The following is a 25,663-nucleotide window of genomic DNA, read 5'->3' on the forward strand; positions in this document are numbered from 1 at the left end:
TCGGGGCGCCGCCTGCCGGACCTCCAGCGAGATCCAGGCCGTCGGGCGGCCCCCGCAGCATGCGGGGTGATGGGACGGTGATCTTCGGCCTGATGACCGCCGTGCCCCTTCTTCTCGCGCGATGGGGCGTTCGGGTGAAGGTCCGGGATCTCACGTCACGGCACCGTGCAGTCCGGTCCCCCCCGGAAGTCGAAGCTGCTGCGCACCGCGGGCCCCGGGTCCCCGGGGTGGTGGGCGGCCGGTGGTGGTGTGTCCGCCGCGTAGAGCAGGCTACGCAGGCCAGGGCGCAGGCATGCGATGCCGGGGACGGCGAGGACGGCTTCGGTGACTTTCCGGGTGAGGGCCGTGACCCGTTCGCTCTTCACGGCCTGGTCTCCTGTGGCTGGTTGGGGGGTTCGTGGAGGTCGGTGATGTTGATGTGCAGGTTTGCGATGGCCAGGCCGAGTCGGTACTGGGCAGCGCAGGCCAGACCTTCGCGTACCGCGCGGGTGGTGGCCTGCGGGTCGTGTCCGCAGGCGACGGTGATGCCGAGGCGGGCGGCGACGGGTCCGCGGGTGGGGCTGGTGCTGCTGCCGGGCGCGGCGATGCGGCAGCTCCCGGCCAGGACTCCTGGACGTCCAGGAAGCCGCGATTCAACCGTGCTGGCCGCGGCGAGGCGCGCGTCCGGCCACGCCACGTGACGAGCGGGGGCAGGCCCGCTCGGTGATTCAGACACCGGGATCACTCCTCGTGGGCGCCCTCCTCTCCTGTGGGCTCCTCACTCGCACGCCGCACTCTCGACGCATCGGCCGGAGGGTACCCATCCGCGCCGGTCCGAGACGCTTCTCCCGGGCGACGACCGTGCTCGTCCACCGCAGCACCCCGGTCCGGTACGGGCGGGGTCGCCTGCGGCTCCTGGTTCTGATCGCTTCGACTCGCATCCACGGCCTTCGACCTCCTGCGTCGACACGACACCTCACCGGGCCCGTACCCCGGGCACCCGACTTCACTCCCGGGACGTCCGGCACATCGGCGACACGACACCGCCGGGTCCCTGAGGCCCTCCTCGTCGCCGGTGACCTCAACGCAGGACACGCTGCGCACCCGCGGCCGCAACCGCGGCTCCGCCTCTACCTGGGCGAGTTTGGAAGTTCCTGATCGGATGGCCGTCCCAGGCGCACCTGCCGTCGGGACGGCGTCGGATTCCTACCGGGCGGGGTCGTCGATGCACGCGGCCTGGCGACGAGCCACCGCCCGACGGTGACGGTAGTGCCGGGTGGGGCGGGGTACACGTCAGGCATGAGTGTGCAGGACCGGCACGGGCCGGACGCCGAAGAGGGGCTACTCGCCGGCTTGAGTGTGGATGCGAGCCGGCCGGAGCAGCCGGTGTTGCTGGACGAATCGGGGAGGCCCATTCGAACGTGGCGGGAGAACTACCCCTACGACCGCAAGCTCGGCAGGGCCGAGTACGAGCGGGCGAAGCGGATCCTGCAGATCGAGCTGCTGAAGCTGCAGCGCTGGGTCAAGGAGACCGGAGCGCGGGTGGTGGTGATCTGCGAGGGCCGGGACGCGGCCGGCAAGGGCGGCACCATCCAGCGTTTCACCGAACGCCTCAACCCCCGCGGAGCCCACATCGTGGCCCTGGACAAGCCGAGCGAGCGGGAGGCCGGACAGTGGTACTTCCAGCGCTACATCGCCCACCTCCCCGGCCCTGGCGAGATCGTCTTTTTCGACCGCTCCTGGTACAACCGGGCCGGCGTGGAGAAGGTCATGGGCTTTTGCACCGACGGGCAGTACGAGCAGTTCCTCGTCCAGTGTCCGACCTTCGAGGACATGCTCGTCCAGGACGGCATCGTGCTGGTCAAGTTCTGGTTCTCGGTCTCCCGCGCCGAGCAGCGCACCCGCTTCGCGATACGCCAGGTCGACCCGGTGCGGCAGTGGAAACTCTCACCCACGGACTTGGCCTCGTTGGACCGGTGGGATGCCTACACCGCGGCCAAGGTGGAGATGTTCCGTGCCACCGACACGGCCCAGGCTCCCTGGACCGTGGTGAAGAGCAACGACAAGCGGCGTGCGCGGCTGGAGGCGATGCGCAGTCTGCTGTGGCGTATCGACTACGCCAGCAAGGACGAGGCGGCGGTGGGCCGCCCGGATCCCTTGATCGTGGGGACGGCAGACACCCTCCTGGAAGCCGGTGAGGACCCCGCGGTCCTTTCTCCCACGCCTTTGGCGGACCTGACCGGCGGGCCCGGCCACCACCCCGCCCCGCCTCCCGGCCCTTCGCCGGGCGGCACCCCGCGCGGCAGTGCCCAGCCCGGGTATCCGTAGTCGCGGTCTCGAACCACCCTGCGAGACTGCGTCCGGCGGTGCGCCGCTACATGAGCCTCGTGCTCCCGGGCAGGGGAGTTGACCCGGTGTCGGCCGGGCCGCTTGCTCATGCGCAAGGGAGTGTGCTTCTCCGGAGTGCAGGCGGGGGTGTTATTTGGCGATGATGGCGACTGGGGCGTCCCAGGTGCTGCGGTCGACGGTGAGGGTGACGCCGCCTCGGGTTTCGGTGCTGTTGGCTGCGTACTGGTGGGCGCGGCGGTGGTTGGTGTACAGGTTCGGGTCCCAGCGCCAGTCGTCGGTGGTGGTCTCGTTCTTGTCCCACAGGGCGTACCAGAGGATGGCGGGGAGGTCGCGACGGTTTGAGGCGGTGGCGACTGCGGCGGCGCTGCTGCTGGTGAACCCGTACATTCCCGGCCAGTAGCGCTGTGCGCGGACAGCTGCGTCCCAGGCCCGGACGTAGGTGAGGACGGCGTCGAGGCAAGAGATGTCGGAGAGGTTGAAGGGTTCCATGTCCAGGTAGAGGGCGCTGCCTGGCTTCATGCCCAGGGCCGAGGCGTTGGCGACGGCGTCGTTGCCATTGGCGGTGCCGACGGTAGTGGCATTGGCTGCGGTGAACCGTTCCTGGTTGCTGCCGGTCTGGCAAGGTGGCTGGGCGCCTACGTAGAGCGGTACGAGTTTCCAGCCGGCCGCGTCCACTGACTTCACCCAGGACGGCGTCAGTTGCGGCTGGGCGCAGCCTCGGTTCTTTCCCCCGATGTAGACGGCTGCGCCACCGTAGAACTGGTCGGAGCGCCATGCCTTCATCGCGGTGAGGGAGGGAGCGGTGCAGGTGTCGAACACGCGCCCCGCGTAGAGGGAAGGGGGCAGGAGGCCGCGCCCGGAGACGGCGCCGCCGAAGGTCACGGCGTTGGCGCTGACCGCCACCGTCGCGGACAGCGCCACCCCCGCGGCTACCCAGGTCAGGAAGCGTGCGCGCCGTGATCGGCGGTGCTCGGCCACAGGTACCCCTCAGCTGATGCGAATCGTCGGTGCCGCAGGCCGTGCCAGGCCTGGCACCAGTTGTCCAGAGGACAGGGGCCCGTGCGGCGAGGTGATCCTAGTGCCACAGAAATCGGGCGGACGCGCGGGGCCGCCTTGCTGCCCCGCCTCGGGCCGGCGTGCCTGTCCTCATGCCGCGGGGCAGAGCTGTCGCACTGAAGCGAGATTCCGCTTTCTGCAAGCCGCTGACCGGGTAAACGGCGGCTCAGCCGCGTCGGCTACCTGGGCTTGCCGCACCGGATGACACGGCTGTAGGCAGAAGTCTGACGGGCACCAGGCCCTGCTGTTCACCCCGGCCGGGCCGGGCGGGGTGATGCTGTCGGCGACCGGCGCGGCAGGAACTCCTCGTGCCGCACATCGGGCGAGCTGCGCCGACCTTGGTGTCGCCCATGTCGGCGCGGCGGAAGAAGTCAGTGTCGGTGGGCCCCGGCATCAGGGCAGTGACTGTGACAGGGGTGTCTTTGAGCTCGTGCTGGGGAGCTTGAGCGAAGCACTGGAGGAACGACTTCGAGGCGTTGTAGACGGCCTGGAAGGAGCCCGGCATGGTCGAAGCGATGCAGGAGGTGATCAGCGACGACTCCCGTCATCGACGGCTACACCCTGACCGGCACCGTTGGCCGCGGAACACGGGGGCACGCCACGTTTTGCTTGCTCCGCTGGTGGAGCCTCGCACAATGCCGCAGAGTTACCTGGTGTGAACACCTAGTCGCGTGTCGTGAGCGACATGCGTGACTGGTGCGTGGCCGACATGATCCATGCGGACGGAGCGCTTCATGAGTGACTACGCCATACCGGAATTCGGCAGCGAGCCCGGCCCCGGACCCGAAGGGGACAGAGCTCCGACCCGGACCGAGAGGGCCGCTCAGCCCACACCTGCGGCCTTGCCGGATTCCGCGTCCGCTGAACCCGCGCCGGCCGCCCAGGCTGAAGACGTGGACGCGGCGGCGCGCTCGGCTGAGGGCACCGCCAGCCTGCGGATGCTGCTGGAGACGGCCGTGGCCCGACGGTCCGTGGACGAGATCGCCAAGCTCGTGACGCTTCTGCGTGAGTCCGAAGGACTCCCCGAAGGGGCTGACCAGGCCCTTCAGGCGGCCGCCGCCTCTCGTCCCATCGAGGACGTCATCTCTTTGGCCGTCCTCCTCGCCGACGCGCAGAAACAGGAGCCGCATACGGCACAGGCTCGCCAGGCGGACGGCCCCCAGTACGACGATGATCCCCCACCGGAGCCGCAGCGGCCCCACCCCCACCCGCCGCAGCCCGGCCCTGAGGCCGCTCTGGCGGATCGCAGGACCCCGGCACAGGAGCCGCGGCCACCCTCGCCTGACCTCCAATACGCCACTCGCCCGCCAGGCGCGGAAGAAGACGTCGTGGTGCAGGCGAGCACACCCGGCAGGATATTGCGTTGGCCGGTGGCCCTCACGCTGGCTGTCTGCGCTCTCCTCTACGCGCCGCGCCCGCCTCTGGGGATGCCCACCGGGGGCCTGGCCTGGCTGCTGCTGGGCCTGGCAGGCGGGTGCCTGGCCCTCGGCGTCCTGCTGTTGGTCGGCGACCGTACATGGGTGTGGTGGGCAACGACCCTGGTCGGCATCGCACTCGTGTCACTCCACGCACTGACAGCCACTCTGAACGTCAACCTGCTGGGAAGGGCGGGGGGCGCGCTCCTCCCGTGGCCCACCGGCGCGTCGATCCTCACCGCCGGCCTCACCGCCGTCCTTTCAGTGATGGCGCTCCTGTACCGATCAGACAGGCCGCATCCTGGGGTCGCCGCCGAACTGCAGGGCTTCGCGCCCACGGAAGCAGATCCTCATACACCCGATAGCGCCCACGAGCCGGCCGTCGGGCTCGCACCGGAAACCGGGGCCTGACGGAGCTGCCAAGACGCTCGGCAAAGCCGGCCGCAGGCCGCCCCATCGCGGCTGGTCACCCCTGGCGTCGGTCGCAGCGCTCGCCCCGAGCGCGCGGTCGACGCAGCCGTGCCTGCAACCGCGACGTGGTCACGGTCAATCCACCACGTCGCGGTTGAGGCGGCCGGGTCCTGGAGGACCCCAAAAAAAGGGGGGCAGCGCGTCGGCGAGGCGCCGCAACATCGTCGCCTGGCGGGCGGGCGCCTGCCCTTGGCCACCGCCCGCAACGCCGGCGCCGCACGCGCCCTCGCAGGCGGCGCGGACCTCCTGGTCTTCCTCGACGTGGACCATCTCCCCGGCCCCACCCGTCCTCGACGGCTACGCCCGTGCCGCCCGGCGAACGACAGTCCCCAGAACAGCCAGGGGCCTCCTGGGCGGACGACTTGCCCGTCCGCGGGCGCGGGGCGGGCCGGATGGGGCGGTGCCGTGTCGGCGGGGTCGTCGAGCCGGTAGCCGTGGTCAGGTGGGTGCGGCAGGTAGGCGACGGTGCCGCAGAGCAGAGCGCCGTCCTGCCTCACCGACCGCCTATCACCAACCCCACCCGACCCGGAACCCTCCCATCCAGCACATCGACGACATCATCCCAACGGGGCTTTCTGCAGAAGTCGCTGGGGGACATGGCCCATGCAGAGATGGCTGCGCGACAAACAACTGGGACTGGTGCAGTACATTCCCGCCACGGATACGTGGTGCACAACGCGAAGCCGCGTACGGTTTTTGATCTTCGCGGGATCACGCACGCGTTTCCACCCCGCCGCACCTGCAGCGGGGCCGGTGCTCCGACAGCGGAAGGGGCCGCCCGAATGCCCCGCGTCTCAGCCGTGACTGGCGGGGGAAGGGCATCATCCTTCGCGGCTGGGGAGCATGGCCAGGGCCCGGGAGCGCTGTGCTACGAGGTCGTCGTAGGTGCCGTCGCGTTCGGCCCAGCGGTGCATGAGTACGCCCTTCACGAGGATTTCGTGCGGGGTGGGGTTCTGCGAGAGCAGCTGCATGACCTCGGTGGCGAAGTCGTCGAGCGGCAGCGCGAGCGGGTTGACCTTTTCCTGTCCTGCTGTGGAGACAGCCGGTGGGACGAGCTCGACGACGTCGACGCCGGTGCCGTCGAGCTGCGCTCGCAGTGCCTCGGAGTAGGCGTGCACTGCGGCCTTCGAGGCGGCGTAGCTGGGCATGGGCGGAAACGGCATGAAGGCGATGCCGGAGGTGACGGTGATGAAGGTGCCGGCGCACCGCTGCATCATGTGGGGGGTGAAGGCGTCGATGACGCGGATGGTGCCGAGCAGGTTGGTGTCGATCGTCGTCCTGGCCGCCTCGAAGTGCGCGGGGTCGTGCAGGTCCTCCAGGAGCATGACCCCTGACATGGTCACCACGGTGTCCAGCTCGGGATGACGGGCGAGCACGGCATCACGAAGAGATACGACGGAGGCACTGTCCCTGACATCGACGCCGAACGCTCCGAACCCCTCGCCGTCGAGTTCCGAGAGTGCCTGTGGGCTGCGGCCGCCGACGGCCACGGTGCTGCCCGCTGCGGCGAACCGGCGGGCCAGTTCGCGTCCGATACCCGAGGTTGCGCCGACGATGAGATCAGTGCGGTTGGAGAGATCCACGAGATCGTCCGTCCCTTCACTTCAGGGCGCCGACGGCGTGCAGGTCCGCGGCGCAGACGGTGTTGCTCTCCGTCTCTTGCGAAACGGTGTCACCGCGGTCTTGACGGCATGCGCCGGGTGTGGCGGGGCCCCCGTCTTCCCTGGTCTTGCCAGGGCCCCCTCTGGGATACGCGCACCGCGTTACGGGTGACAAGAACCCCTCACCCCAGGTACTCGAATCCCTCGCGCGCGTCCTGCGGCTCGACGACATCGAGCGGACATATCTGCTCGGCCTCGCGGCGGCACACCCCAAGGCGCTACGGCGCAGGCGGCCCGAGCACGTACCGGCGCGAGTGCACGAGCTGCTCGCCCATCTACAGATCCCCGCGTTTGTCGAAGGACGCGCGTTCGATGTCCTGGCTTCCAACCCCTCGGCCGTGACGCTCTCCCCCCGGCTGCGGCCCGGCCAGAACCGGCTGCGCTCTCTCCTCCTCGACCCCGAGGAACAGGCATTCCACCAGGACTGGACGAAAGCCACCGCCGATTTCATCGCCGCCCTTCGCACCACCATCGGGGACGACACCGACGACCCCCGGTTCGTCGAGCTCGTCGGAGAACTCGCGCTGTCCAGTCAGCGGTTCCGTACCCTGTGGGCCCGCCACGACGTCCGCAGCCTCGGCGGAGGCACGGTCACGGTCCACCACCCCGTCGTCGGTGAACTACGCCTCCACCGGGACAAACTCCCCGTCGACGACGTCATCCTCGTCGTCTACCACCCCGACAAGGACAGTGACAGCGACGAGAAACTGCGGCTCGTGGCCGCTCTCTCGCGTACCGGGTCCGCCGACACAGCGCACACCAGGGCGGCCGAGATCCCGCGCCTGAAAACACTTTGACGAACACGCGCCGTCTTGGCGTTGCAGCCAGAACGCGCACGCCATGGGTTCGTCATCCGCGAAATCGCCCAGGCATCGGTCGCGGGCCGGCTGCCTCGACCTTGTCGCGCAGCGGCGGCAAACCCCATGGCCGCGGCCTGTCCGGGCGTAGCCGTGCAGTCGGGTCATTTTTCGTGGCACCGGTCCGAGCCCGTTTGCCCATCACGGCGGGCGAATTCAGCCGGCCAGGAGTCGGTGGATGGGCGCCCGGTCCACATGCGGCGGGCCGGGCCGGCAACTGGCCCGTGTCCGGCAGATCATGTGGCCGTGACGCCACCGGGTGGGTTCTCGCGGGCCGAACTGCATCCGCTTGCTAGGCGTTTCCGGCTTTACTGATCGTTCCAGAATGAGTTGAGCTCGGGTCTTGCGCTGGACGATCTTGGTCGGCAAGGTGTCCGGAGTGCGTGCTGATCTTGTTCCTGACGACCTGTGGGAGCAGCTGGCCCGCTGCTGCCACCCGCTCCCGAGCGACGCCGCCGCTATCCCGGGCGGCTGCGTGTTCCCGACCGGGCGGCGCTCGCTGGCGTCATGTACGTGTTGCGGACTGGTGTCGCGTGGCGCGATGTCCCCGCGGAGACTGTGGGCTGTTCCGGAGTAACAGCCTGGCGTCGGCTTCGGGACTGGACGGAGGCCGGCGTCTGGCCCCGCCTGCATGCCGCCCTGTTGACCGAACTTCGACGCGCCGGCCTGCTGGACCTGAACGACTGCTCCGTGGACGGATCGCACGTCCGGGCCCTCTAAGGGGGGATCACGTCGGCCCATCACCCGTCGACCGAGCCCGCCCCGGCTCCAAACACCACCTGATCGTCGACCGGCACGGAACTCCGCTCGCCGTGACGCTGACCGGCGGGAACCGGCACGACGTCACCCAGCTCCTGCCACTGGTGGACGCCGTCCCATCGATCCGGGGCCTGCGGGGACGCCCCCGCCGCAGGCCCCGGCGTCTGTACGCGGACCGGGGCTACGACTACGACAAGTACCGCCGCCTGCTGTGGAAGCGCGGCATCAAGCCGTTGATCGCGTGACGCGGTGTTGCCCACGGCTCCGGACTGGGCAAGGTGCGCTGGGTGGTCGAGCGCGCCTTCGCCTGGCTGCACCAGTTCAAACGGCTCCGCACCCGCTATGAGCGACGCGCCGATCTTCACCTGGGTCTGCTCGAACTGGCCTGCAGCCTCATATGCCTGCGCCGCCTGCGCACCTCATCCTGAAGCGATCAGTTGGCGACGCTGAACCACCCCGGCCGCACCTCGTGCAGAAGCGGTTGCAGGGACCGCACTGCGGACCGCAGGTCATGATCGGTGACGTCAAGAGGCTCCGGCAGGCTCAGCCCATAGCAACGCAGCCGCCAGAAGTCGAAGACTTCGCTCCCGTCGGCTGCGAAGTCCACATCGACCTCAGCACCGTCGTCGCTGACGAAGCGGCACCCTGCCCCATGAACCGTGTAGGAGTAGGTGCCGACGTGTCCACTCCGGCTGATGATCCGGCGCGAACGAACCAGGCCGAGGACATCTCCCAGTCGCTCCAGCGAGGGGATCGCCACCCTCAGGGCCTCGTCAATTGCGTTCAGAGCGTGGACGTAACCGAGCACGAGCTCCCGTGCGGCCCCAACCCGTTCCATACGGCGTCATCCCCCTGATCCCGCGGCTGAAGGGATTGTTCCATGGGGCCACCAGCGTCTCCGCAGGACGGCATTCTGAAACGACCAGTTAGGGCCTGGGCAGGAGGTCCAGTGCGGTGTCTGCGATGTTCCGTAGCGTCTGCGGGTCCACGCCGGCCTTGCCTACCGCCTCGATACCGCGGACCACCGTCAACAGCAGTGCCGCCAGTCGCTCGGGATCCGCAGCGCCATCGATGTCGCCGTGCCGCTGGGCGGCGCTGATCTCCGTCCTCAGCAGAGTCATCAGTGCCGCCATGGTCTCGGCCGACCGCCCGGCGACCGTCGGATCTTGCTGGGCCAGTTCCGCCGCGCCCTTGGCCAGCAGGCAACCGCGGCGCTCGGTGTCGCAGGCGGTGTTCTCTGCCATGAGGCGCACGTATCCCGACAGCCGTGCCAGGGCTTCCGCGTCCGGGCCCCCGGTCAGCCGCCCTTCGGCCACCTCGACGACTGCGGTGCACCACTCGCTGAACACGCGGTGAAACAGCTTGCCCTTGTCGCCGAACGCGCCGTACAGGCTGCCCTTGCCCAGACCTGTCGCCTGGGCGATGTCGTCCATCCGGGTTCCTGCGTAGCCGCTCGCCCAGAACTGCTCCCGGGCCCGCTCCAGGACCCGGCGTTCGTCGAATGCGCGTGGTCTTGCCATGGCCTCACCATAACCATTCTTGACTCGATCGTCCATTACTGCCTAAGTTGTGGACGATCCATTCCACAACTGAAGGGGATCGACATGCCAGGCGTGCTGCAGGAGAAGGTTGCTGTCATCACCGGAGGCACCAGCGGAATCGGGCTGGCCATCGCCCATCGCTTCGCCCGGGAGGGCGCACGGGTCTTCGTGACCGGCAGAGACGCCGATCGCCTCGAAGCGGCGGTCAAGGAGATCGGTCCCGCCGCCACCGGCGTACGATCCGACGTCTCGGTCCTGGCCGACTTGGACGCGCTCTACGCCCGAGTCCGTCAGGAGGCCGGACGGATCGACGTACTGGTGGCCAATGCGGGCATCGTCGCCGACGCCGCGCTCGGCGCACACACCGAGGCGAACGTCGACCTGACGCTCGCCGTCAACGTCAAGGGCCCGCTCTTCACCGTTCAGAAGGCGCTTCCGCTGCTCGCGGAGAACGCCTCCATCCTGGTCGTCGGCTCGAGCAACAGCCTGCGGCCCAATGAGCAACTCGAGGTCTACAGCGCCTCGAAGGCGGCGCTGAGCAACCTCGTCCACAACTGGGCCCGGCAGTCACGGGAGCGTCGGTTCCGCGTCAACGTGCTCAGCCCGGGACCCACGCGGACCCCTGCCCTGCTGCGCGCCGCGGGGCCGGACGTCGACCGGTTCGCCGAGGCCGTCGTGCCCCTGGGGCGGCTGGCCGACGCCGAGGAAATCGCCGAAGCAGCCCTCTTCCTTGCTTCGGACGCCTCCTCGTTCGTCACCGGCGCGGAACTCTTCGCCGACGGCGGCTACACACGGGCCTGAACGGCGGCCGGTGGTGCGCACCCGCTCCCGGGAAGCGATCGAGCGCACTCCCGGCCGCGCGGGCGCATCGCACGAGGCCGGTGCGCCCCAAGTGTCCGGTTCTACCAGGACCTGCCGAAGAAGACGACCTCGCAGGGCGCCGGCAGTCGGTGAACCGCTGGATCGCGTCGCCCTTGGCCGCCGCGTCCCCGCCCTTGCAGATCACCACCAGGCAGGTGCCACTGTCCTTCACCCGCTGCTGCTCGGGTGGCCCACCGCCGGGTGAGCAGCACGGCAGTGGTGGGAGCGGCGGCGATGGCGTGCAGTCCCTGGTGCACGGCCACCCTGCTCCTCCTGTGGTTTCGTGCGACGGGACGGGCGGCGTCGGCCCTCGGGCCGGGTGGCGCCACCAAACTCGGCGCTGCCCGGGCAGATGATCGCGCGCCAAATGGAGCTTTGACCCGTACTTGACTGTGCCGACAGGATTCATTCCGGAAAGGGCCCCCTCTTTCGTTTCGCGCCGAATGCGACGGGTAGCCGCACGGTGCGCCGCGGTCCGAGCCTGACGCCTCGCCTGGCGGGTCGTCGGCGGCGGCGTCACCGTCCCCGCCCGATCCGGGTGGGCGGACCCGGAGACGTGTGCCCGGAGCCACGGACCCCGTCGTAAGAGGCAACTTCCAAGAGTCAGGCTTTTTGCGCCGTCTCATCATCGTCGTGCCGCGGTCCTGCCGTGACACCGAGGGAAGTCATCATGAGAGCAGCGGTATATGAAGGACCGCGAACGGTCACAGTGAAGGACGTACCCGACGCGAAGATCGAACACCCATGCGACATCATCGTCAAGATCACCACAACCAACATCTGCGGTTCGGACCTGCACATGTACGAGGGACGCACCTCGTTCGAGTCCGGTCGAACCCTGGGACACGAGAACCTTGGCCAGGTCGTGGAGGTCGGCTCGGCCGTCCGCAAGGTCCAGGTCGGCGGGTACGTGGTCCTGCCCTTCAATATCGCCTGCGGCTTATGCAAGCAGTGCGAGCAGGGTCTGACCAACTACTGCCTGACCATGCAGCCGGAACCCGCCCTCGCCGGCGCCGCCTACGGATTCGCCGACATGGGCCCCTACCAGGGCGGCCAGGCGGAGCTGCTGCGCGTGCCCTACGGCGACTTCAACGCGCTGCGGCTGGGTGAGGACGCCGCCGAGCGGCAGACCGACTACGTGATGCTCGCCGACATCTTCCCCACCGGGTATCACGCCACCGAGATGGCCCACGTCAAGCCCGGTGACCAGACCATCGTCTTCGGGGCCGGTCCGGTCGGGCTGATGGCGACCTATTCCGCCCTCCTCAGGGGCGCCGACCGCGTCTGGACGGCCGACCACCAGCCCGACCGGCTGCGAAAGGCGGAGGAACTCGGGGCCATCCCGATCAACACCGCCGAGCAGAACCCGGCGGAGGTCGTCAAGGAGGCCACCCTGGGCCTCGGCGCCGACAACGGCTGCGAGTGCGTCGGCTACCAGGCTCACGACCCCCAGGGACGCGAGGACGCCGGCCTCACGCTCAACGGCCTCATCGACTCGGTCAGGTTCACGGGCGACATCGGCGTGGTAGGCGTGTTCCTGCCCCAGGATCCAGGCGGCGCAGAGGCTCAGGGTGAGCTGGAGGCGCAGGGCAAGGTTCCTATCGACTTCGGGCTGATGTGGTTCAAGGGCCAGCGCATGGGGACCGGGCAGGCGCCGGTGAAGAGGTACAACCGCGCGCTGCGGGACCTGATCGCCGGCGGGAAGGCGAAGCCGAGTTTCGTCGTCTCCCACGAGCTCAGCCTGGACGAGGCCCCCACCGCCTACGAGCACTTCGACGCCCGTGACGAAGGCTGGACCAAGGTCGTCCTGCACCCCAACGGACACGGCAACGGCCACAAGCGGTAAAAGAAGGCCGGACGGGCCGTCGATCGTGCACTGCTCGACGGCCGCGCCACCCCGCCCGCGCGCCGACGCCCTGAGGGCGTGGTGCGCGGGCGGCTGGCGCGGTGTCGCCGAGTACTCACCGGACTGAGCCGCGAGCGTTGATCCTCCGCCCTTCCGGGCGGATATCGATCTCGCGGGACCCCTTGCGGACTAAAACAGCGCCTGCCCCTCGTCCGCGACAAGACGGCATCGCTACCCGAGCTGCTGGCCGCTGTGCTGGTCGAGGCCGCCGAGCAGCCGTCCTCCACCGTCGCGGACGCGCCGCCGGCCGCGCTGCGCGCCGCCGGAGCGGGTCGCCGCTCACTCGATGCCGAGTACGGCGTCGGGCCGGCAGTGCGGGCAGGCCTGTACGCCCTCGGCCAGCGCCCGCCGCGCTTCATCCGTGCTGATGCCCGTGCAGCGTTTGCGGGCGTCCCAGCAGCCTCCGGCGTGGACGCGCACCGGGAGGCGGCCCACCCCGATGCCGCGTTCGATCAGCCATGCGGGCGGCTCGGCGGGCGGGCGGCGCCTCGCGGCAAGGGCCTCGCGTTCTTCCGCTGTGTTCAGGGCGCGTTCGGCGCGGTTGAGCTCGCCGCGCAGGTAGGTGACGACGGTGCGCAGACGGGGGAGGTCGGGCGGGAGTTCGGACACTGCTCAGCTCCCGTACTGCGCCTGCCGTGCGGCCTTGCACGCCGGGCAGAGCGGCGAGGCCCCGACTCCGTAGCGGCGTGTCGGGGCGTGGCAGCGGGCGCAGGGTCCGGTCCGGCTCGGGGCCCAAGCGGCGGGCTGCGGTTCGGCGGGGGGTGCGGGGGCGCTCATCGTGGGCTCCTGGCGGTGCGGAGGCTGTCACTCCCATTAGATCGCATGTTCGAATTATCTTGCGAGTGTGTGCAGGTCAGCGGCATGAGCCCATGGGGCTGGTCGCTGTGGTTGTCACTCTCTGAGGTGGGGTGTGCAGGCGGGCGGAGGGAAGGCGGATCCGCCGACGAGGGCAGGTGTGCGAGTCGGGGGGTAGGTTTGGAGGTAGCCGTTGGCGATCCCCGCGCTGCCGCGTCCTCCTCGGGGAGGGCGCCTTGGGTACGGACCTCCTCGACGTGCGGCCGCATGGGTGCGCACTTCCACCCTTGAGGTGGCGGAGGGCTCCGACCGATGGGACGGGGACCGATGGGGCGGGGACCGATGGGACGGGCACCATGGAACACGACCCCTGCGTTACCCCTGCGCACGACACCGAGAGCCTCGTGCCCGATCCGGTGGCCCCGAAGCTGAGTTTCCACCGGCTTTCAGGCCCTGCGGGGACGCGTGTCCTGGCGGTGGTGGGGGAGGCCGACATCGATACCGAGCCTGCCCTGGCCCGCGCTTTGACCGCCGCCCTGCGCGAACCACCCCCTCCGCGGGCTCTGACGGTCGACTGCTCCGGCCTGGCGTTCTGCGGGTGCGCCGGCCTCAACCAGCTTCTCACCGCCCGACATGCTGCCGCGGAGGCCGGCGTCTCCTTCGCCCTCACAGCCCTGAGCCCGCAGGTCGCCCGCCTCATCGACCTCACCGAGACCCGGGCCGTCTTCGATGTCCTGCCCTCACCCTCCGCAGGGCCCCGCAGGCCGGCAGAGCCCGCAGGACAGATCCCATCGCCCCAGCGGCCGGGCGGACCGGCCCCAGAGCCTGACGCCATGCGGGGCGGCATGGGCATAGGAGCACAGATCGCCGCACTGACAGCGCAGATCGAGCGGCAGACCCGTGCCGGCCAGTGGGAGCTGTCCGAAGCCGACGTCGTCTTGGCCCGCGACACCGCCACGCGTCTTGGGGCGTTCGTGGGCTCCGCCGCCGTGCAGGAGGCTTTGCCGGGCATCGAACGCCTGGAGTATCTGCGCGAAGCCCTCGCGGTCTTGGCCGTCGGCACCGCCCACACCCACGGACAGCTCGCCTGGTGCCTCGGCCGCGCGGCCACCGCCGCGGCCCGGCCCCGGTCTTGCAATGGCGCGCTCTGGCGGCGGACCTGGAGCAGGCGCTGGGCACCGTCGTACCCTCGCTGGAGGAGTTCACCGACGCGGAGAACGCCGTCCGCCGTCTGGAGGCTGTCTTGGCCCGCACCACCACCCACGGCCCCGCGACCGAAGCCGCCCCCGCCCGCATCCGAGCCGGCAGCCGCGACCTGTAACCGTCCAAGGCGGCCTGTGCGGAGTTGGATGCAACTCCGTAAGGCGAGCAGGAGGCTGACCAGGCATGATGACGGACGCAGAGTGGCTTGATCGCTGGTTGCAACGGTCTCCAGCCCTCTCAGGGGAGACCCTGGAGCGACTCATGGAGCACCTGACCGAGGATGAAGATGAGTGACCACCAGGTCTGCGCAGCCGGTTCGAGCTTGCGAGGCTCGAAGTCGGCTCAGGCTGGAGGCCACGTACGGCCTCAGCCCTCGGGGTGGAGCAGGCCGCGCTCGTATGCTTTCACCAGGCGCTGCGGGACCTGGTAGACGGAGCCGTCGACGGTGACCGGCGCCAGCTGGGGCGTGGTCGCCTTCCACTGGGCGCGGCGGTGACGGGTGTTGCTGCGGGACATCTTCCGCTTGGGGACGGCCATATGAAGCTCCTCGCCTCGGTTGATTGCTTGTTCCGTCGTGACTGCACGGCTGACTCGTGAGTCCGTGTGCGGCACCTCGCAGAGCCCCCTTGCTTGCCCGTAGGGGTGCCGCACACGAACCGACGCACCTTAGCCTCTAACGGTAATCATTTTCAATAGAGGGGTCCGGTGTGCGTGCGGCTGGGCTCGACTACCAGGACGACTTGGTGACTCCGGGCAGGAATCCCGCGTGTGCCTGCTGTCGCGTCCGTACGCGGGAGAGTCCGAACTTGCGCAGGTAGCCCCGGGGGCGGCCGTCCGTGCTGTCGCGGTTGCGCACGCGGGTGGCGCTGGCATCGCGCGGCTGTCGGCGCAGCTCGGCGAGGGCGGCGTCCCGGTCGGCCGTGCTGGAGGACGGCCGGCGGATGATCTCCTTGAGTTCAGCCCGCCGGGCCGCGTACCGCTGGACGACCGCCTTGCGCTTCTCGTTCTGAGCGATCTTGCTCTTCTTCGCCATCAGACCTTCCCTCCTCGTGCGCGGATCCGGGCCGCGGCCGCCTCGATGCCGATCGCGTCCACCGTCTTGATCGCCTTGGCGCTCAGCGTGAGGCGAACGTGGCGCCCCTCGCTGGGTAGCCAGTAGCGCTTGTGCTGGATGTTCGGGTCGAAGCGGCGCGAGGTGCGCCGGTGCGAGTGGGAGATGGTGTTGCCGAATCCCGGCTTGGTGCCGGTCAGTTGGCAGTGGGCTGACATGGATCTGTCGCCTCTCTCGCGGAGTGCGCATATTGGTAATGGAAACCATTGTCATATACTGGGGCCATGCCACGCAACGAGATCCGCCCGATCATCAAGCTCCGCTCCACGGCCGGCACCGGATTCACCTACGTCACCCGCAAGAACCGGCGCAACGACCCCGACCGACTGGTGCTGCGCAAGTACGACCCCGTCGCCCGTCGCCACGTCGACTTCCGTGAAGAGCGCTGACCGCCCCGCAACCCCGCCCCACCGCCGAAAGGTTCCTGCCATGAAGCCCGGAATCCACCCCGCCTACGGCCCCGTCGTCTTCCGCGACACCGCCTCCGGCACCGCCTTCCTCACCCGCTCCACGATGACCAGCGACAAGACCGTCGACTGGGAGGACGGCAACACCTACCCGCTCGTCGACGTGGAGATCTCCTCCGCCAGCCACCCCTTCTACACGGGCACCGCACGCGTCATGGACACCGCCGGCCGCGTCGAGAAGTTCCAGCGCCGCTACGGGGCACGGTGATGGGCCGCGAGCACCAGCTCCCCGTCGTGATCGTCGCCGGGATGCACTCCGAAGCCCGGCGGGAGGTCGTCGATCAGCTCCTGCGGACCGTTCCCGGGAGCGTGGCACTGCACCACGACCTGTCCGCCGCGCCCCACGGCACCGTGCTCCGTCTGATCCGCGACGCCTCCGGCACCCTCTCCCGCGCTGAGACACCGCTGGTCAACGACTGTGCCTGCTGCGCCCTGCGCGAGGACCTCGTCCCGGAGCTGGAGCGGATGGCGGACGGCGGCCTGACCCGGCTCGCGGTCGTCGAACTGTGGGACTCGGTCGAACCGAAGGCCACTGCGGAGGTTATCGCCGGGCATGGCGCGGGCCGTCTGGTGCTGACGAACGTGATCACCGCCGTGGATCCCGCCCTTGTCCTGCCCTGCCTCGCCAACGGTGATGACCTGGCCGAAGCAGGTCTTGCCGCCGCCCCCGCCGACCAGCGGACCGTCGGCGACACCTGGGCCCGCCAGCTGGAGTACGCGCCGGTTCTCGCCCTCGTCGACAGCGAGGGAGCCGACGACGAGGACCGGGCACTGGTCGCGCAACTGCACCCCACCGCACGGCGCGTACCGGCCGATTCCCTCGACCTCGCCCGGGCCGCGTTCGCCGGATTCGATGTCGAGGCCGCGGCAGCCGCGCAGCATCCGGCGTGTGCGCTGCTGCCGCAGGAGGCGGACGAGTCCGGCGTGGCCACGTTGGTCTGGCACCGTCGACGACCGTTCCATCCCCAGCGCCTGTACGAGGCGTTGGAGGACCTGTGCTGTGCGGCGGCCCGCAGCCGTGGCAGGTTCTGGCTTGCCGACCGCCCCGACACCCTCTTGGCCTGGGACGCCGCCGGCGGCGCACTGTGCGTCGAGAGCGCCGGCCCGTGGCTGGCGTCATTGCCCGACGCGGCGTGGGACATGGTCCCGCCGATGCGGCGGGCTGCGGCGGCTCTGGACTGGCACCCCGAGCACGGCGACTGCTGCCAGCACCTGGTTTTCACCTCGCCCGGCCTCGACCGGGACGGGCTGGAACGGCTCCTCGACTCCTGCCTGTTGACGGACGAGGAGTACCGGTCGGGGCGCGAGTCCTGGAAGGACCTGCCCGCCGCCTTCGACTCTCTCCTCGACGCCGCCTGACTCTCGTACCCGCCACCTGCTCACGGCCTCATGAGGCCGTATTCGAAACGTACATTCAAGGAGGCGCCACCATGGCCCGACGCCCCGTTCCCCACAAGCCGGTCAAGTTCCGGCCCAACCCGCTCGACGCCGCAGGGATCACCCACCTCGACTACAAGGACACCGACCTGCTGCGGAAGTTCATCTCCGACCGGGGGAAGATCCGCAGCCGGCGCGTGACCCGGGTGACGGCCCAGCAGCAGCGGGCCCTCGCCGCAGCCATCAAGAACGCGCGGGAGATGGCGCTGCTGCCGTACGCCGGTCGCTGACGTGCCCCACGGCTCCGGGCGGGCGGTGGTCGCAGCCACGGCACCGCCCGCCCCGGCATTCCTCGCATCGCATCCGATCGCCCTGGCTCTCACGCCATCCAGAAGAAGACCGCCGTCATGCGCTTGACCTCGAGGGTGGTGCCCCAGTAGCCGGTGGCGGTGTGGATCATGTTGGCGGTGTAGAGGAGCAGCCTGTTGTAGCGGTGCGGTACGCGGATGTCCTCGGTGAAGGAGTCCGGCGGGACGAATCGCGTACCCAGGGCGTCGACGAGGTTTTCGTGAGGCGCTGTCACCATGTTGCCGCCGAGGACGCCGCCCGCCAGGCTCTGCCGGTAGAAGCTGGTTCCGCAGTCCTTGGGCACGTTCGGATTGAGATACAGGACCACGGCGTAACGGCAGAGACTGCGCGAGTCCGTGTGCGGGCGCGGCTCGCACCTTCGGTGGGTGTGGCGCCGGCGGTCCGCCAAACGCTCACCCGCGCTTCATCCCCGTCCCTTTCGCCCTGACCGATGCCGTCACCTGCGACGTGCGCCTGGTGATGACCATGCTGCCCATCCCCTGCCCCTGCGCCGCGGGCATGGCTGCCACCCTGACCGCCATGCCATGCGACTGGCCTGGAAGCCGACACTTCGGAGGGACGCGACGAGGGGGATTAGACATACCTTAGGAGCGGGACGACGCGTCTGCGATGCAGGAGCAAGCCGATGCGGTGCGTGTTGAGCACCTGGAGCACTCGGAGGATGGAGAGGGATGGCTGACAGGCGCCGGGACGACAGGCGGCCGCACGGTGAGCTCGTCGCGGATGTGCTGGCGATCCTGTGGGAAGCCGGAAAGCCGATGACCGCGCAACAGGTCAACGCGGTGCTCGACCAGGGGCTGGCACGTACGACGATGGCCACCATCCTCACCCGCCTCTATGAGAAGGGGACACTGCGCCGTAGCCCGTCCGGCCGGGGATTCGCCTACGAGCCCGTAGAAGATGCAGCGGGACTCGTGGCCGGGCGCATGCGCCGGGCGCTGGAGAGTGAGCCGCGTCGCGATCTGGTGTTGCAGAGGTTCGTTTCCGCTCTGTCCGACGACGACGAGGAGACGCTGCGGAAGCTGCTCCGTGAGGTCGAGGGTGACTTCGGATGACGTACGTACTGGCTCTGGTCGTGCTGACGTTGGCCCTTCCCTGGGGCGCTGCCTGGTTGGCCGGCTGTCTTGCCGCTCTGCTTCCACCTCGTGAGGCGTGCCGGGCGCTCACGGGTGCCGCGGTCCTGATGGCCGGCGGCACGGTTGCGGCGCTGGCGGGTCTGGCCCACGTACCGTGGCTGGCTTCGCTGGAACGGCTTCCTGTGGCGCACGTGCTGGAGGAGTGGCCGGCGGCGGTGCCGGTTGCGTGCGCCGCGGGCGTGGCGCTCGCCGTCCAGGTGTCCTTGCTGGCGCGGCGCTGGCGGAAGCACCGTTCCCTGCTCAGGCGCGCCTGGCAGTGAGCGGCCGGCGGGGTGGACCAAGGAGACGTCCTCGTCGTCCCAGGAGACGGGGTGGATGCCTTCGCGCTCCCGGGTTATCGGCGGCGCTTAGGTCGGGTCGTGATCACGTCGGGCATGGTGAGAGCGCTGAAGCCCGGAGAGTACGAGGTGCTGCTGGCGCACGAGAGGGCTCACCTTTCCGGTCGTCACCATCTGCTCGCAGCCGTGGTGGACCTCGCCGCGATGGTCCACCCGGCGGCAGGGCGCCTGAGGAAGCTGCTCGAGTTCCACCTCGAGCGGTGGGCGGACGAAGCAGCGGCGCTCGCCGTAGGCAACCGCAAGGTGGTGGCGGGAGCCATCGCGCGAGCGGCTCTCGCCGGGGCGGCGCACCGACGGCTCACCGGCGGGGGGTCCCCCGTACTGTCGGTGAGGGGCGGCCCTGTGCCCCAGCGGGTCGGGGCCCTGCTCCTTCCGCGGCCGACGGCACCGCGGGGCCGTGCCCGCCGGGCACAGGTTCTGGGTTTGGCGCTGACCGTCGCCCTCTCGACGCTGACGGCCGTGGCGTCGGCCTACGGTTTGCACGAGTACGTCGAGTACGCGGCCAGGGCGTTGCTGTGAGGCCGCCGGTCACGGCCGTTCGCTGATGCCATGCTCGCTTTCGAGGCGATAGCCGAAGCCGCGCAGTGTGGAGATGCTCGGGGGGTCCGCGGGCGGTACGGACTGTGCCGCACTCTGGGCGAGGCGGCGGCGGAGCGAGGCCAGGGTGACGTCCAGTGTCTTGGTGGGACCGAACCAGTTCTCGTCCCACACCCGGGCCATGAGGTCCTCGCGTGACACGGCGGTGCCGGCGTGCTCGGCCAGCACGGCGAGCAGGTCGAATTCCTTCGGGCGCAGGGCGACCTCTGCACCGCCCAGGAGGCACGTCCGCGCGCGCGTGTCCACGACGAGGGCCCCGATGCGGTGGACTGTCTCCTGATCGTCGTGTCCGGGGGGAAGGCGGCGGAGGTGGGCGCGGAGCCGGGCCAGCAATACGGACAAGGCGAAGGGTTTGACGAGGTAGTCGTCGGCGCCGGCGTCGAGCCCGGCGATGATATCGATCTCTTCGTTGCGTGCGGTCAGGATGACGAGCAGCAGATCGGGATGGCGGCTGCGGAGCTCCCGCGCGATGTCGATGCCGTCCGCGTCCGGCAGGCCGAGGTCGAGCAGGATGATCTCCGGCGGTGCGGTCCGGGCTGCTTGGAGCCCCCCGTTCCCGGTGCGGCACCACGTGGTGGCGTACCCGTGCGCCCGGAGTCCGGTGTCGAGGTGACGTCCGATGGTGTCGTCGTCCTCGATGATCAGGAGGGCGGGGGAGTGGTTGCGGTCGTGGGGGGCGGGCATGGTGAGCAGCGTAGGCCTGCGTGTCACAGTTCGCGCAGTTCCTCGACAGGTGGGCGGACCGAGCGTCGGGCAGCGTTCAGGGCGGCCGCGGTGAGGGCCGCGACGGTCGCCAGGGCTGTGACGGCCAAGTAGCCCCAGGGGACGGCCGTGCTGGCCGGTGGCGGGTCGAAGACGCCGGTCAGCACCTTGATCAGCATGTGGGACAGGGCCCAGCCGACGGCGGCGCCGCCCACGAACCCCGCGGCGCTCAGAGCGGCTGCCTCGGCCAGGACCAGGCCGCGCAGCTGGCGACGTGTGGCGCCGAGGACGGTGGTGATCGCGAAGGTGCGGCGGCGTTCGGCCAGGCCCAGGGCCAGGACGATGCCTCCGGATGCGGCGGCCAGGAGCACGGCGAAGCCGAGTTCGATCCGGGAAAGGCCGGCCAGGTCCACGGAGGTGAGGCTGGAGCCGACGTTCGAGCGGGTCTGGGTGATGTCGGTGACCGTGGCGGAGGGGCCCAGCTTGTGGCGCAGGGCGTCGGCGATGCCGTGCTGGTTCGTGCCGCCCGTGTCGATGAGGAACGAGCCGACGGCGTCACTGCCCGTGGCGCGGCCCAGGTACTCGGCGTTCGCGACCAGGAAGCTGTCCTTGGGTGCGGTGGGGAACTCCTTGACGATGCCCTCGTAGTGGAAGGGAACGGTGCGCAGGGACTGGGTGCGGCTGTCCCGAAGGCGCAGGTTGACCGTGTCTCCGGGGGCGAGTCGGAAGTCCTTGACGGTCTCCTCGCTGACGAGCAGGGCGTCGGGGCGGGCGGCGAGCTGGTGCATCAGGGCACGAGCCGTGCCGCCTGCGAAGTAAGCGTCCTGGAGCGAGGTGGCGCTCGTGATGGTGGCGGGCCGGACGCCGTACAGGTCCTGGAGGTCCGCCCCGACGTAGGCGAAGCGGTGGACGAGCGGTTCGACGTGCCGGACGCCCGCCACATGCAGGGCCGAGGCCGCGCCGGGCCCGGTGCTCGTACCGGGTGGCTGGGTGACCGTGACGTCGGCGCCGTTGGTGAGGCGGGCGTCGACCTCTGCCTGCTGCCGGTAGGTGGCGTTGAAGATGGAGGTGGAGATGGCGAAGGCCAGGGCCAGGCCGAGCAGGACGGCAGCGTGTGCCAGCGGCCGACGCCTGCGCGACATGCCGGCCGCCGTGGTTGCGGCGAGCGTGCCCGTCAGGGGCCGTGCGAGGCGGGAGAGGACTGGTCTGCCGTGCGCGAGGGCGAGGTAGATCAGGCGCCACAGGAGCAGGGCGCCGCCGAGCCACAGCAGGGCGGGCCCGAGGAAGGCCCAATAGGACACCGAGATGCTGGGCACGCCCTCGGGGGCCAGTACGAGGGCGTACTGGTTGGCCCCGGCTGCCTTGAAGACCAGCAGGGACAGGGCGAGGAGGACGAAGTCCAGGCCGTAGCGCATCCAGCGAGGGGAACGGGTACGCCGCACCTCACGCCGGGCCTGAGCGATCGTGGTGGCCCGCAGGTCACGGAGCGCGGGCAGCAGGATGGCTCCGCCGGCCACGGCAACGCCCAGGATGAAGGCGGCGGAGGACCAGGCCAGGGCGGAGGCGGCGCTCACCCCGAAGGAGGCGGTGCCGAAGGCGGCCAGGCCGGCGAGTGCGGCGATCCCGATGCCCAGCAGGCCTCCGGTGATGCCGACAACGGCGGCCTCGGATGCGGCCAGGGCGGCCACTCGGCGAGGTGACAGGCCGCGGGTGCGGAGAAGGGCTTGTTCCTGGCGTCTGCGATCCGCCCCCGCTCCTGCCACCGCGGTGGTCAACAGTGCGGCGAGCACAGAGCCGGGAACCCCCAGGAACAGGAAGAGGACTTGGGCGTAGAGGGCGTCCTGGCGGGCGGCATCGAGTGTGGCGGCCAGGTTGTCTCCGACGACGACGCCGCCGGAGGTACGGGCTTCCAGGTTGCGTGCGGCAGCGGTGACGGCGGTGTAGGCGGCTGCCGGGTCCGCCGGCAGAGGTGCGCCGCGGGCGATGTGGATCTGTGTGGTGACGGCGGTAGGGTCCGTGGCGGCCGTCGACGCGGTCAGCCGCGTGAACAGGTCTTGCGGGACGATGACGACGTTGTCGGGCGGGGCGGAGGGCTGGGACTGGGGCGGGGCGCCGACCTTTTGGAAGAGGGAGTCGGCCTGTGGCAGGTCCACTACCCCTGCCACGGGCACAGAGACGGGTGCGGTGCCCGGCAGATGGACGGTGACGGTGTCACCAAGTGCCGCGTGCAGGTTCGCCGCGGTCTGTTGGGCGAGGAGCACTCCGGTGCCGGTCCCGGTGAGCATACGTACGGCTTGGGGGAAGGTCTGGCGGTAGCCGTCGGGAAGCCCGAGGACGACGCCCGGACCAGTGCTCTGGGTGCTGCCTGCGGTGGTGGACTGCAGCCCGGTGCTCCGGATCATGCCGACCGTTTCACTGGCACGGACTCCCGGGTCGGCACGGATCGCCGCGACGACGGCGCGTGTGTCGGCACCGGGCTGGATCTCGGCCTGCCAGTCGACAGCCACCGAGCGCACGGCGCGGTTCGTCATCGTGGACTTCGACGCGGTCAGGAAGGAACCGAGGGCGGCGACGAGTGCGACCGCGAGGGCGATGCCCGCGGCGGTGGCGGCGAGCCGGCCCGTCCGGTGGAGCAGGAGTCCCCGGACCCAGCGGCCGATCATGGCTCGGCTCCCTGCGGAGTGGCCGGTGCGGAGGGTGAGAAGGCGTCGGGATCGGGCTGGAGGCGGCCGTCGCGCATGGACCACTGCTGGGTCAGGCGCCCGGCGACACGCGGATCATGGGTGGTGACGACCAGGCCGGCACCGAGGGTGTCCGCGGCGGCCAGGAGCACGTCGATGACGTGCCGTCCCGTGGCCCGGTCGAGTTGTCCCGTCGGCTCGTCCGCGAGGATGAGCCGGGGGGCTGCCGCCAGTACCCGGGCGACGGCTACGCGCTGTGCCTGGCCGCCGGAGAGTTCCTCGGGCAGTTTGTCCGCGAGGTGAGCGGCGGCTACGAGGGCCAGGCAGTCCAGGGCGCGGCGGCGGGCGGATGGCTCCGGCTGCCCGCACAGGACCAGAGGGAGGGCCGTGTTCTCCACGACGTCCAGGGCAGGGATCAGACTCGGACCCTGGAAGACGACTCCTACGGTGTCCGGCCTGGGCTTGCCTGCCTGGCCAGGCCATGTGACCTGGCCGGTGGTCGGCTCTTCGAGCCCGGCCAGCAGGTGGAGCAGGGTGGACTTGCCGGATCCGGAGGGACCGGCGATCGCGATGCGGTCCCCCGTACGGATCTCGCAGGTGGCGCCGTGGACAGCGACGACAGCGTTGGCTCCCGTGCCGTAGGTGCGGGCTGCCGCCTCGCACCGGACCAGGACCTCGGCGGTGTTCACCGCCTGATCCTTCCGTCGCGCAAGGAGATGACCCGGTCGGCGATCCTGACCACCTGCCGGCTGTGGGTGACGAGGAGGACCCCGGATCCGCGGCGGGCCCGGTCCTGCAGCAGGTCGAGGATCCGTTGTTCGGTGGGGCCGTCGAGTTCACCTGTCGGCTCGTCGGCGAGCAGGACATCGGGATCGTTGGCCAGGGCGACCGCCAGACCCGCGCGGGCCCGCTCACCTCCGGCCAGCTCGCGGGACAGCGCCCGACCGCGGGCGCCCAGTCCCACTTGGTCGAGAAGTTCTCCGGTGTCGGGCTGGTGGGATGAGGGGCGGGGAGCGCGGGCCGCCGAGCGGGCCAGGAGGATGTTGGCGGCCAGATCGAGGTGGGGCAGGAGGTTCCCGGACTGGAGCAGTACGCCGATGCGCCGGGCCCGCACCTGAGCCCGTGCCGCTTCCGGGAGGTGGCTGACACGCTCGCCGCCCACGTACACGTAGCCGCCGTCCGGCTCGTCCAACCCGGCCAGGCAGGCCAGCAGGGTGGACTTTCCCGACCCGGACGGGCCGATGACGGCGAGGGTCTCCCCGCGCCGCAGGCTCAGACTGATCCCCCGCAGCGCGAGGGTCTCCTCCTCGCCCGAACGGTAGAAGCGGTACAGGTCGTGGGCGGTCAGGATCTCGGGTGCACTGCTGTCGGCCTGACTCATCACTGCCACCTCAGCGAGTCTGTGACGGTGCGCCAGGGGTCGACGTTGTCGGCTCCGACCGGGCCCGAAAGGGTGAGGGCGGTCTCGTGGCCGGCGTGGAAGAACGCGTATCTCTCGAAGGCGTCTCGTACCGCCTTGCCGGTCACCGGGTCCGCGGGGCCGGCCCCTTGGTAGGTGAACAGGACTGCCTGCCCGGCGGGCCGGGTGACCGTGGTGGTCTTGCCGGCGGTGAAGCCGGGGACCTGCCCGTGGAGCGCCGGTACGACCGATGCGTTGACGCTCTGCGCAGTAGCGGGCGCTGCCGCTGTGCTGATGTGGATCGCGATCCGGTTCAGCTTGTCGGTGAAGGTGACGTCCCCGTTGGCCGCGTCCGTACGGGACCACCCTTCGGGCACCTTCAGGGTGAACGAGCCGGGGGCGGACCGGTAGGTGACGTAGGCCTGGTTGTCGGGGATGTCACCGGCCGGGTTGGACTCCGCGGGGACCGGTGCGGTGACGGCGACGGAGGCCCGGGGAGGGGCAGGAGAGTTCGTGGAACCGCAACCCGCCAGTGCGGACACGGCCACGGTCAGCGCGACCACGGGCAGGGGAAGGACGTAGGTGAGTCGCATGGTCCTCGTGCTCCCTCACAGGAGGCGGACTGCTCTGTCT

Annotated in this window: 28 protein-coding genes and 4 pseudogenes; 15 read left to right on the plus strand and 17 right to left on the minus strand. The window is 70.1% G+C overall.

Annotated elements, in window-relative coordinates; translation table 11 throughout:
• Window positions 1–155: 155 nt before the first annotated feature.
• Together ACS04_RS28260 and ACS04_RS28265 are read right to left on the minus strand one after the other, a co-directional pair.
• Window positions 156–365, minus strand: a complete 210-nt coding sequence (locus ACS04_RS28260) for a hypothetical protein (RefSeq protein ID WP_048479624.1) — start codon at window positions 363–365, stop codon at window positions 156–158.
• Window positions 362–715: a hypothetical protein gene (locus ACS04_RS28265; RefSeq protein ID WP_158977572.1), complete on the minus strand. Its 354-nt coding sequence runs from the start codon at window positions 713–715 to the stop codon at window positions 362–364. Before ACS04_RS28265 ends, ACS04_RS28260 begins: the two co-directional genes overlap by 4 nt.
• Window positions 716–1,278: 563 nt before the next feature.
• Between ACS04_RS28265 and ppk2 the strand changes: the two genes are divergently transcribed.
• On the plus strand, window positions 1,279–2,307 hold the full coding sequence (ppk2, locus tag ACS04_RS28270; protein WP_048479625.1) for a polyphosphate kinase 2: 1,029 nt from the start codon (window positions 1,279–1,281) through the stop codon (window positions 2,305–2,307).
• A gap of 150 nt (window positions 2,308–2,457) precedes the next feature.
• On the opposite strand, the gene ACS04_RS28275 is transcribed toward ppk2, so the two are convergent.
• Window positions 2,458–3,306, minus strand: coding sequence for a DUF1906 domain-containing protein (locus ACS04_RS28275; protein WP_048479626.1), 849 nt, complete (start codon window positions 3,304–3,306; stop codon window positions 2,458–2,460).
• A gap of 406 nt (window positions 3,307–3,712) precedes the next feature.
• A pseudogene (locus tag ACS04_RS36745) lies at window positions 3,713–3,916 on the minus strand (SDR family NAD(P)-dependent oxidoreductase); the annotation flags it as partial.
• A gap of 202 nt (window positions 3,917–4,118) precedes the next feature.
• On the opposite strand from ACS04_RS36745, the gene ACS04_RS28280 reads away from it, so the two are divergent.
• The gene (locus ACS04_RS28280) at window positions 4,119–5,210 is read left to right on the plus strand and encodes a hypothetical protein (RefSeq protein ID WP_158977575.1); all 1,092 of its coding nucleotides are present in this window, start codon (window positions 4,119–4,121) and stop codon (window positions 5,208–5,210) included.
• A gap of 881 nt (window positions 5,211–6,091) precedes the next feature.
• Here the strand turns inward: ACS04_RS28280 and ACS04_RS28290 are convergent.
• Entirely contained in the window at window positions 6,092–6,853 is a 762-nt protein-coding gene (locus ACS04_RS28290) for an SDR family oxidoreductase (protein ID WP_048479629.1), read from the minus strand.
• Between the two features lie 146 nt (window positions 6,854–6,999).
• On the opposite strand from ACS04_RS28290, the gene ACS04_RS28295 reads away from it, so the two are divergent.
• Together ACS04_RS28295 and ACS04_RS36755 are read left to right on the plus strand one after the other, a co-directional pair.
• Window positions 7,000–7,728: an MmyB family transcriptional regulator gene (locus ACS04_RS28295; RefSeq protein WP_245236575.1), complete on the plus strand. Its 729-nt coding sequence runs from the start codon at window positions 7,000–7,002 to the stop codon at window positions 7,726–7,728.
• Between the two features lie 439 nt (window positions 7,729–8,167).
• A pseudogene (locus tag ACS04_RS36755) lies at window positions 8,168–8,975 on the plus strand (IS5 family transposase).
• Between the two features lie 5 nt (window positions 8,976–8,980).
• On the opposite strand, the gene ACS04_RS28310 reads toward ACS04_RS36755, so the two are convergent.
• Together ACS04_RS28310 and ACS04_RS28315 are read right to left on the minus strand one after the other, a co-directional pair.
• A complete protein-coding gene (locus tag ACS04_RS28310) occupies window positions 8,981–9,385 on the minus strand; it encodes a DUF6896 domain-containing protein (RefSeq protein ID WP_048479632.1) in 405 nt (134 codons plus the stop codon).
• Between the two features lie 88 nt (window positions 9,386–9,473).
• Window positions 9,474–10,067 (minus strand): TetR/AcrR family transcriptional regulator, encoded by a 594-nt coding sequence (locus ACS04_RS28315; RefSeq protein ID WP_048479633.1) that lies wholly within the window; start codon window positions 10,065–10,067, stop codon window positions 9,474–9,476.
• A gap of 84 nt (window positions 10,068–10,151) precedes the next feature.
• On the opposite strand from ACS04_RS28315, the gene ACS04_RS28320 reads away from it, so the two are divergent.
• Together ACS04_RS28320 and ACS04_RS28325 are read left to right on the plus strand one after the other, a co-directional pair.
• Window positions 10,152–10,889 (plus strand): SDR family NAD(P)-dependent oxidoreductase, encoded by a 738-nt coding sequence (locus tag ACS04_RS28320; RefSeq protein ID WP_048479634.1) that lies wholly within the window; start codon window positions 10,152–10,154, stop codon window positions 10,887–10,889.
• 730 nt (window positions 10,890–11,619) lie between these two features.
• Entirely contained in the window at window positions 11,620–12,795 is a 1,176-nt protein-coding gene (locus ACS04_RS28325; protein WP_048479635.1) for a glutathione-independent formaldehyde dehydrogenase, read from the plus strand.
• 339 nt (window positions 12,796–13,134) lie between these two features.
• On the opposite strand, the gene ACS04_RS28330 is transcribed toward ACS04_RS28325, so the two are convergent.
• Window positions 13,135–13,464 (minus strand): DUF6233 domain-containing protein, encoded by a 330-nt coding sequence (locus ACS04_RS28330; RefSeq protein ID WP_048479636.1) that lies wholly within the window; start codon window positions 13,462–13,464, stop codon window positions 13,135–13,137.
• A 542-nt stretch (window positions 13,465–14,006) separates the two neighbouring features.
• On the opposite strand from ACS04_RS28330, the pseudogene ACS04_RS36760 reads away from it, so the two are divergent.
• Both ACS04_RS36760 and ACS04_RS38710 read left to right on the plus strand, forming a co-directional pair.
• Window positions 14,007–14,366: pseudogene (locus ACS04_RS36760) on the plus strand (STAS domain-containing protein); the annotation flags it as partial.
• A 416-nt stretch (window positions 14,367–14,782) separates the two neighbouring features.
• Complete coding sequence (locus ACS04_RS38710; protein ID WP_167352607.1) at window positions 14,783–14,971, plus strand: hypothetical protein; 189 nt, start codon at window positions 14,783–14,785, stop codon at window positions 14,969–14,971.
• Between the two features lie 248 nt (window positions 14,972–15,219).
• Here ACS04_RS38710 and rpmF read toward each other — a convergent pair whose 3' ends face one another.
• From rpmF to rpmB, 3 genes are all read right to left on the minus strand, one after another.
• Window positions 15,220–15,390 carry a 50S ribosomal protein L32 gene (rpmF, locus tag ACS04_RS28340; RefSeq protein ID WP_048479638.1) on the minus strand — a complete coding sequence of 57 codons (171 nt, stop codon included), beginning with the start codon at window positions 15,388–15,390 and terminating at the stop codon, window positions 15,220–15,222.
• A 190-nt stretch (window positions 15,391–15,580) separates the two neighbouring features.
• A complete protein-coding gene (rpsN, locus tag ACS04_RS28345; RefSeq protein WP_048479639.1) occupies window positions 15,581–15,886 on the minus strand; it encodes a 30S ribosomal protein S14 in 306 nt (101 codons plus the stop codon).
• The gene (gene rpmB / locus ACS04_RS28350) at window positions 15,886–16,122 is read right to left on the minus strand and encodes a 50S ribosomal protein L28 (protein ID WP_048479640.1); all 237 of its coding nucleotides are present in this window, start codon (window positions 16,120–16,122) and stop codon (window positions 15,886–15,888) included. Before rpmB ends, rpsN begins: the two co-directional genes overlap by 1 nt.
• A 66-nt stretch (window positions 16,123–16,188) precedes the next feature.
• Between rpmB and rpmG the strand changes: the two genes are divergently transcribed.
• The 4 genes from rpmG to rpsR all read left to right on the plus strand — a co-directional run bounded on the left by rpmG (window position 16,189) and on the right by rpsR (window position 18,098).
• Window positions 16,189–16,353: a 50S ribosomal protein L33 gene (rpmG, locus tag ACS04_RS28355; RefSeq protein WP_048479641.1), complete on the plus strand. Its 165-nt coding sequence runs from the start codon at window positions 16,189–16,191 to the stop codon at window positions 16,351–16,353.
• A gap of 40 nt (window positions 16,354–16,393) precedes the next feature.
• Window positions 16,394–16,639 (plus strand): type B 50S ribosomal protein L31, encoded by a 246-nt coding sequence (locus ACS04_RS28360; protein ID WP_048479642.1) that lies wholly within the window; start codon window positions 16,394–16,396, stop codon window positions 16,637–16,639.
• Window positions 16,639–17,790: a CobW family GTP-binding protein gene (locus ACS04_RS28365; protein ID WP_048479643.1), complete on the plus strand. Its 1,152-nt coding sequence runs from the start codon at window positions 16,639–16,641 to the stop codon at window positions 17,788–17,790. Before ACS04_RS28360 ends, ACS04_RS28365 begins: the two co-directional genes overlap by 1 nt.
• Window positions 17,791–17,861: 71 nt before the next feature.
• Window positions 17,862–18,098, plus strand: coding sequence for a 30S ribosomal protein S18 (rpsR, locus tag ACS04_RS28370; protein WP_048479644.1), 237 nt, complete (start codon window positions 17,862–17,864; stop codon window positions 18,096–18,098).
• Between the two features lie 89 nt (window positions 18,099–18,187).
• On the opposite strand, the pseudogene ACS04_RS28375 reads toward rpsR, so the two are convergent.
• Window positions 18,188–18,529, minus strand: a pseudogene (locus tag ACS04_RS28375) (DUF6445 family protein); the annotation flags it as partial.
• A gap of 319 nt (window positions 18,530–18,848) precedes the next feature.
• On the opposite strand from ACS04_RS28375, the gene ACS04_RS28380 reads away from it, so the two are divergent.
• Genes ACS04_RS28380 through ACS04_RS39630 form a run of 3 tightly spaced genes read left to right on the plus strand, consistent with a single transcriptional unit; the run spans window position 18,849 to window position 20,170 of the window.
• Window positions 18,849–19,232: a BlaI/MecI/CopY family transcriptional regulator gene (locus ACS04_RS28380; protein ID WP_048479645.1), complete on the plus strand. Its 384-nt coding sequence runs from the start codon at window positions 18,849–18,851 to the stop codon at window positions 19,230–19,232.
• The gene (locus ACS04_RS39625) at window positions 19,229–19,573 is read left to right on the plus strand and encodes a hypothetical protein (RefSeq protein ID WP_245236576.1); all 345 of its coding nucleotides are present in this window, start codon (window positions 19,229–19,231) and stop codon (window positions 19,571–19,573) included. The genes ACS04_RS28380 and ACS04_RS39625 overlap by 4 nt, the downstream gene beginning before the upstream one ends.
• A 51-nt stretch (window positions 19,574–19,624) precedes the next feature.
• A complete protein-coding gene (locus tag ACS04_RS39630; RefSeq protein WP_245236577.1) occupies window positions 19,625–20,170 on the plus strand; it encodes a M48 family metalloprotease in 546 nt (181 codons plus the stop codon).
• 9 nt (window positions 20,171–20,179) lie between these two features.
• Here ACS04_RS39630 and ACS04_RS28390 read toward each other — a convergent pair whose 3' ends face one another.
• The 5 genes from ACS04_RS28390 to ACS04_RS28410 are packed head-to-tail and all read right to left on the minus strand — an operon-like array spanning window position 20,180 to window position 25,623.
• The gene (locus ACS04_RS28390; protein ID WP_048479646.1) at window positions 20,180–20,932 is read right to left on the minus strand and encodes a response regulator transcription factor; all 753 of its coding nucleotides are present in this window, start codon (window positions 20,930–20,932) and stop codon (window positions 20,180–20,182) included.
• A 23-nt stretch (window positions 20,933–20,955) separates the two neighbouring features.
• On the minus strand, window positions 20,956–23,613 hold the full coding sequence (locus tag ACS04_RS28395) for an ABC transporter permease (protein ID WP_048479647.1): 2,658 nt from the start codon (window positions 23,611–23,613) through the stop codon (window positions 20,956–20,958).
• Window positions 23,610–24,320, minus strand: a complete 711-nt coding sequence (locus ACS04_RS28400; RefSeq protein ID WP_048479648.1) for an ABC transporter ATP-binding protein — start codon at window positions 24,318–24,320, stop codon at window positions 23,610–23,612. Before ACS04_RS28400 ends, ACS04_RS28395 begins: the two co-directional genes overlap by 4 nt.
• Window positions 24,317–25,012 (minus strand): ABC transporter ATP-binding protein, encoded by a 696-nt coding sequence (locus ACS04_RS28405; protein ID WP_048479649.1) that lies wholly within the window; start codon window positions 25,010–25,012, stop codon window positions 24,317–24,319. The genes ACS04_RS28400 and ACS04_RS28405 overlap by 4 nt, the downstream gene beginning before the upstream one ends.
• Window positions 25,012–25,623 (minus strand): lipoprotein, encoded by a 612-nt coding sequence (locus ACS04_RS28410; protein WP_048479650.1) that lies wholly within the window; start codon window positions 25,621–25,623, stop codon window positions 25,012–25,014. Before ACS04_RS28410 ends, ACS04_RS28405 begins: the two co-directional genes overlap by 1 nt.
• Window positions 25,624–25,663: the final 40 nt, after the last annotated feature.

Origin of the sequence: Streptomyces roseus (assembly GCF_001044425.1) — a bacterium.
Lineage (GTDB): Bacteria > Actinomycetota > Actinomycetes > Streptomycetales > Streptomycetaceae > Streptomyces > Streptomyces roseus.

Coding starts and splice junctions, on each gene's coding strand:
- rpmB (WP_048479640.1), bottom strand. CDS start 16,122: ATGTCAGCCCACTGCCAACTGACCGGCACCAAGCCGGGATTCGGCAAC.
- ACS04_RS28410 (WP_048479650.1), bottom strand. CDS start 25,623: ATGCGACTCACCTACGTCCTTCCCCTGCCCGTGGTCGCGCTGACCGTG.
- ACS04_RS28280 (WP_158977575.1), top strand. CDS start 4,119: ATGAGTGACTACGCCATACCGGAATTCGGCAGCGAGCCCGGCCCCGGA.
- rpmG (WP_048479641.1), top strand. CDS start 16,189: ATGCCACGCAACGAGATCCGCCCGATCATCAAGCTCCGCTCCACGGCC.
- ACS04_RS28395 (WP_048479647.1), bottom strand. CDS start 23,613: ATGATCGGCCGCTGGGTCCGGGGACTCCTGCTCCACCGGACGGGCCGG.
- ACS04_RS28360 (WP_048479642.1), top strand. CDS start 16,394: ATGAAGCCCGGAATCCACCCCGCCTACGGCCCCGTCGTCTTCCGCGAC.
- rpsN (WP_048479639.1), bottom strand. CDS start 15,886: ATGGCGAAGAAGAGCAAGATCGCTCAGAACGAGAAGCGCAAGGCGGTC.
- ACS04_RS39625 (WP_245236576.1), top strand. CDS start 19,229: ATGACGTACGTACTGGCTCTGGTCGTGCTGACGTTGGCCCTTCCCTGG.
- ACS04_RS28315 (WP_048479633.1), bottom strand. CDS start 10,067: ATGGCAAGACCACGCGCATTCGACGAACGCCGGGTCCTGGAGCGGGCC.
- ACS04_RS28325 (WP_048479635.1), top strand. CDS start 11,620: ATGAGAGCAGCGGTATATGAAGGACCGCGAACGGTCACAGTGAAGGAC.
- ACS04_RS28320 (WP_048479634.1), top strand. CDS start 10,152: ATGCCAGGCGTGCTGCAGGAGAAGGTTGCTGTCATCACCGGAGGCACC.
- ACS04_RS28365 (WP_048479643.1), top strand. CDS start 16,639: ATGGGCCGCGAGCACCAGCTCCCCGTCGTGATCGTCGCCGGGATGCAC.
- ACS04_RS28405 (WP_048479649.1), bottom strand. CDS start 25,012: ATGAGTCAGGCCGACAGCAGTGCACCCGAGATCCTGACCGCCCACGAC.
- rpsR (WP_048479644.1), top strand. CDS start 17,862: ATGGCCCGACGCCCCGTTCCCCACAAGCCGGTCAAGTTCCGGCCCAAC.
- ACS04_RS28310 (WP_048479632.1), bottom strand. CDS start 9,385: ATGGAACGGGTTGGGGCCGCACGGGAGCTCGTGCTCGGTTACGTCCAC.
- rpmF (WP_048479638.1), bottom strand. CDS start 15,390: ATGGCCGTCCCCAAGCGGAAGATGTCCCGCAGCAACACCCGTCACCGC.
- ACS04_RS28380 (WP_048479645.1), top strand. CDS start 18,849: ATGGCTGACAGGCGCCGGGACGACAGGCGGCCGCACGGTGAGCTCGTC.
- ACS04_RS28390 (WP_048479646.1), bottom strand. CDS start 20,932: ATGCCCGCCCCCCACGACCGCAACCACTCCCCCGCCCTCCTGATCATC.
- ppk2 (WP_048479625.1), top strand. CDS start 1,279: ATGAGTGTGCAGGACCGGCACGGGCCGGACGCCGAAGAGGGGCTACTC.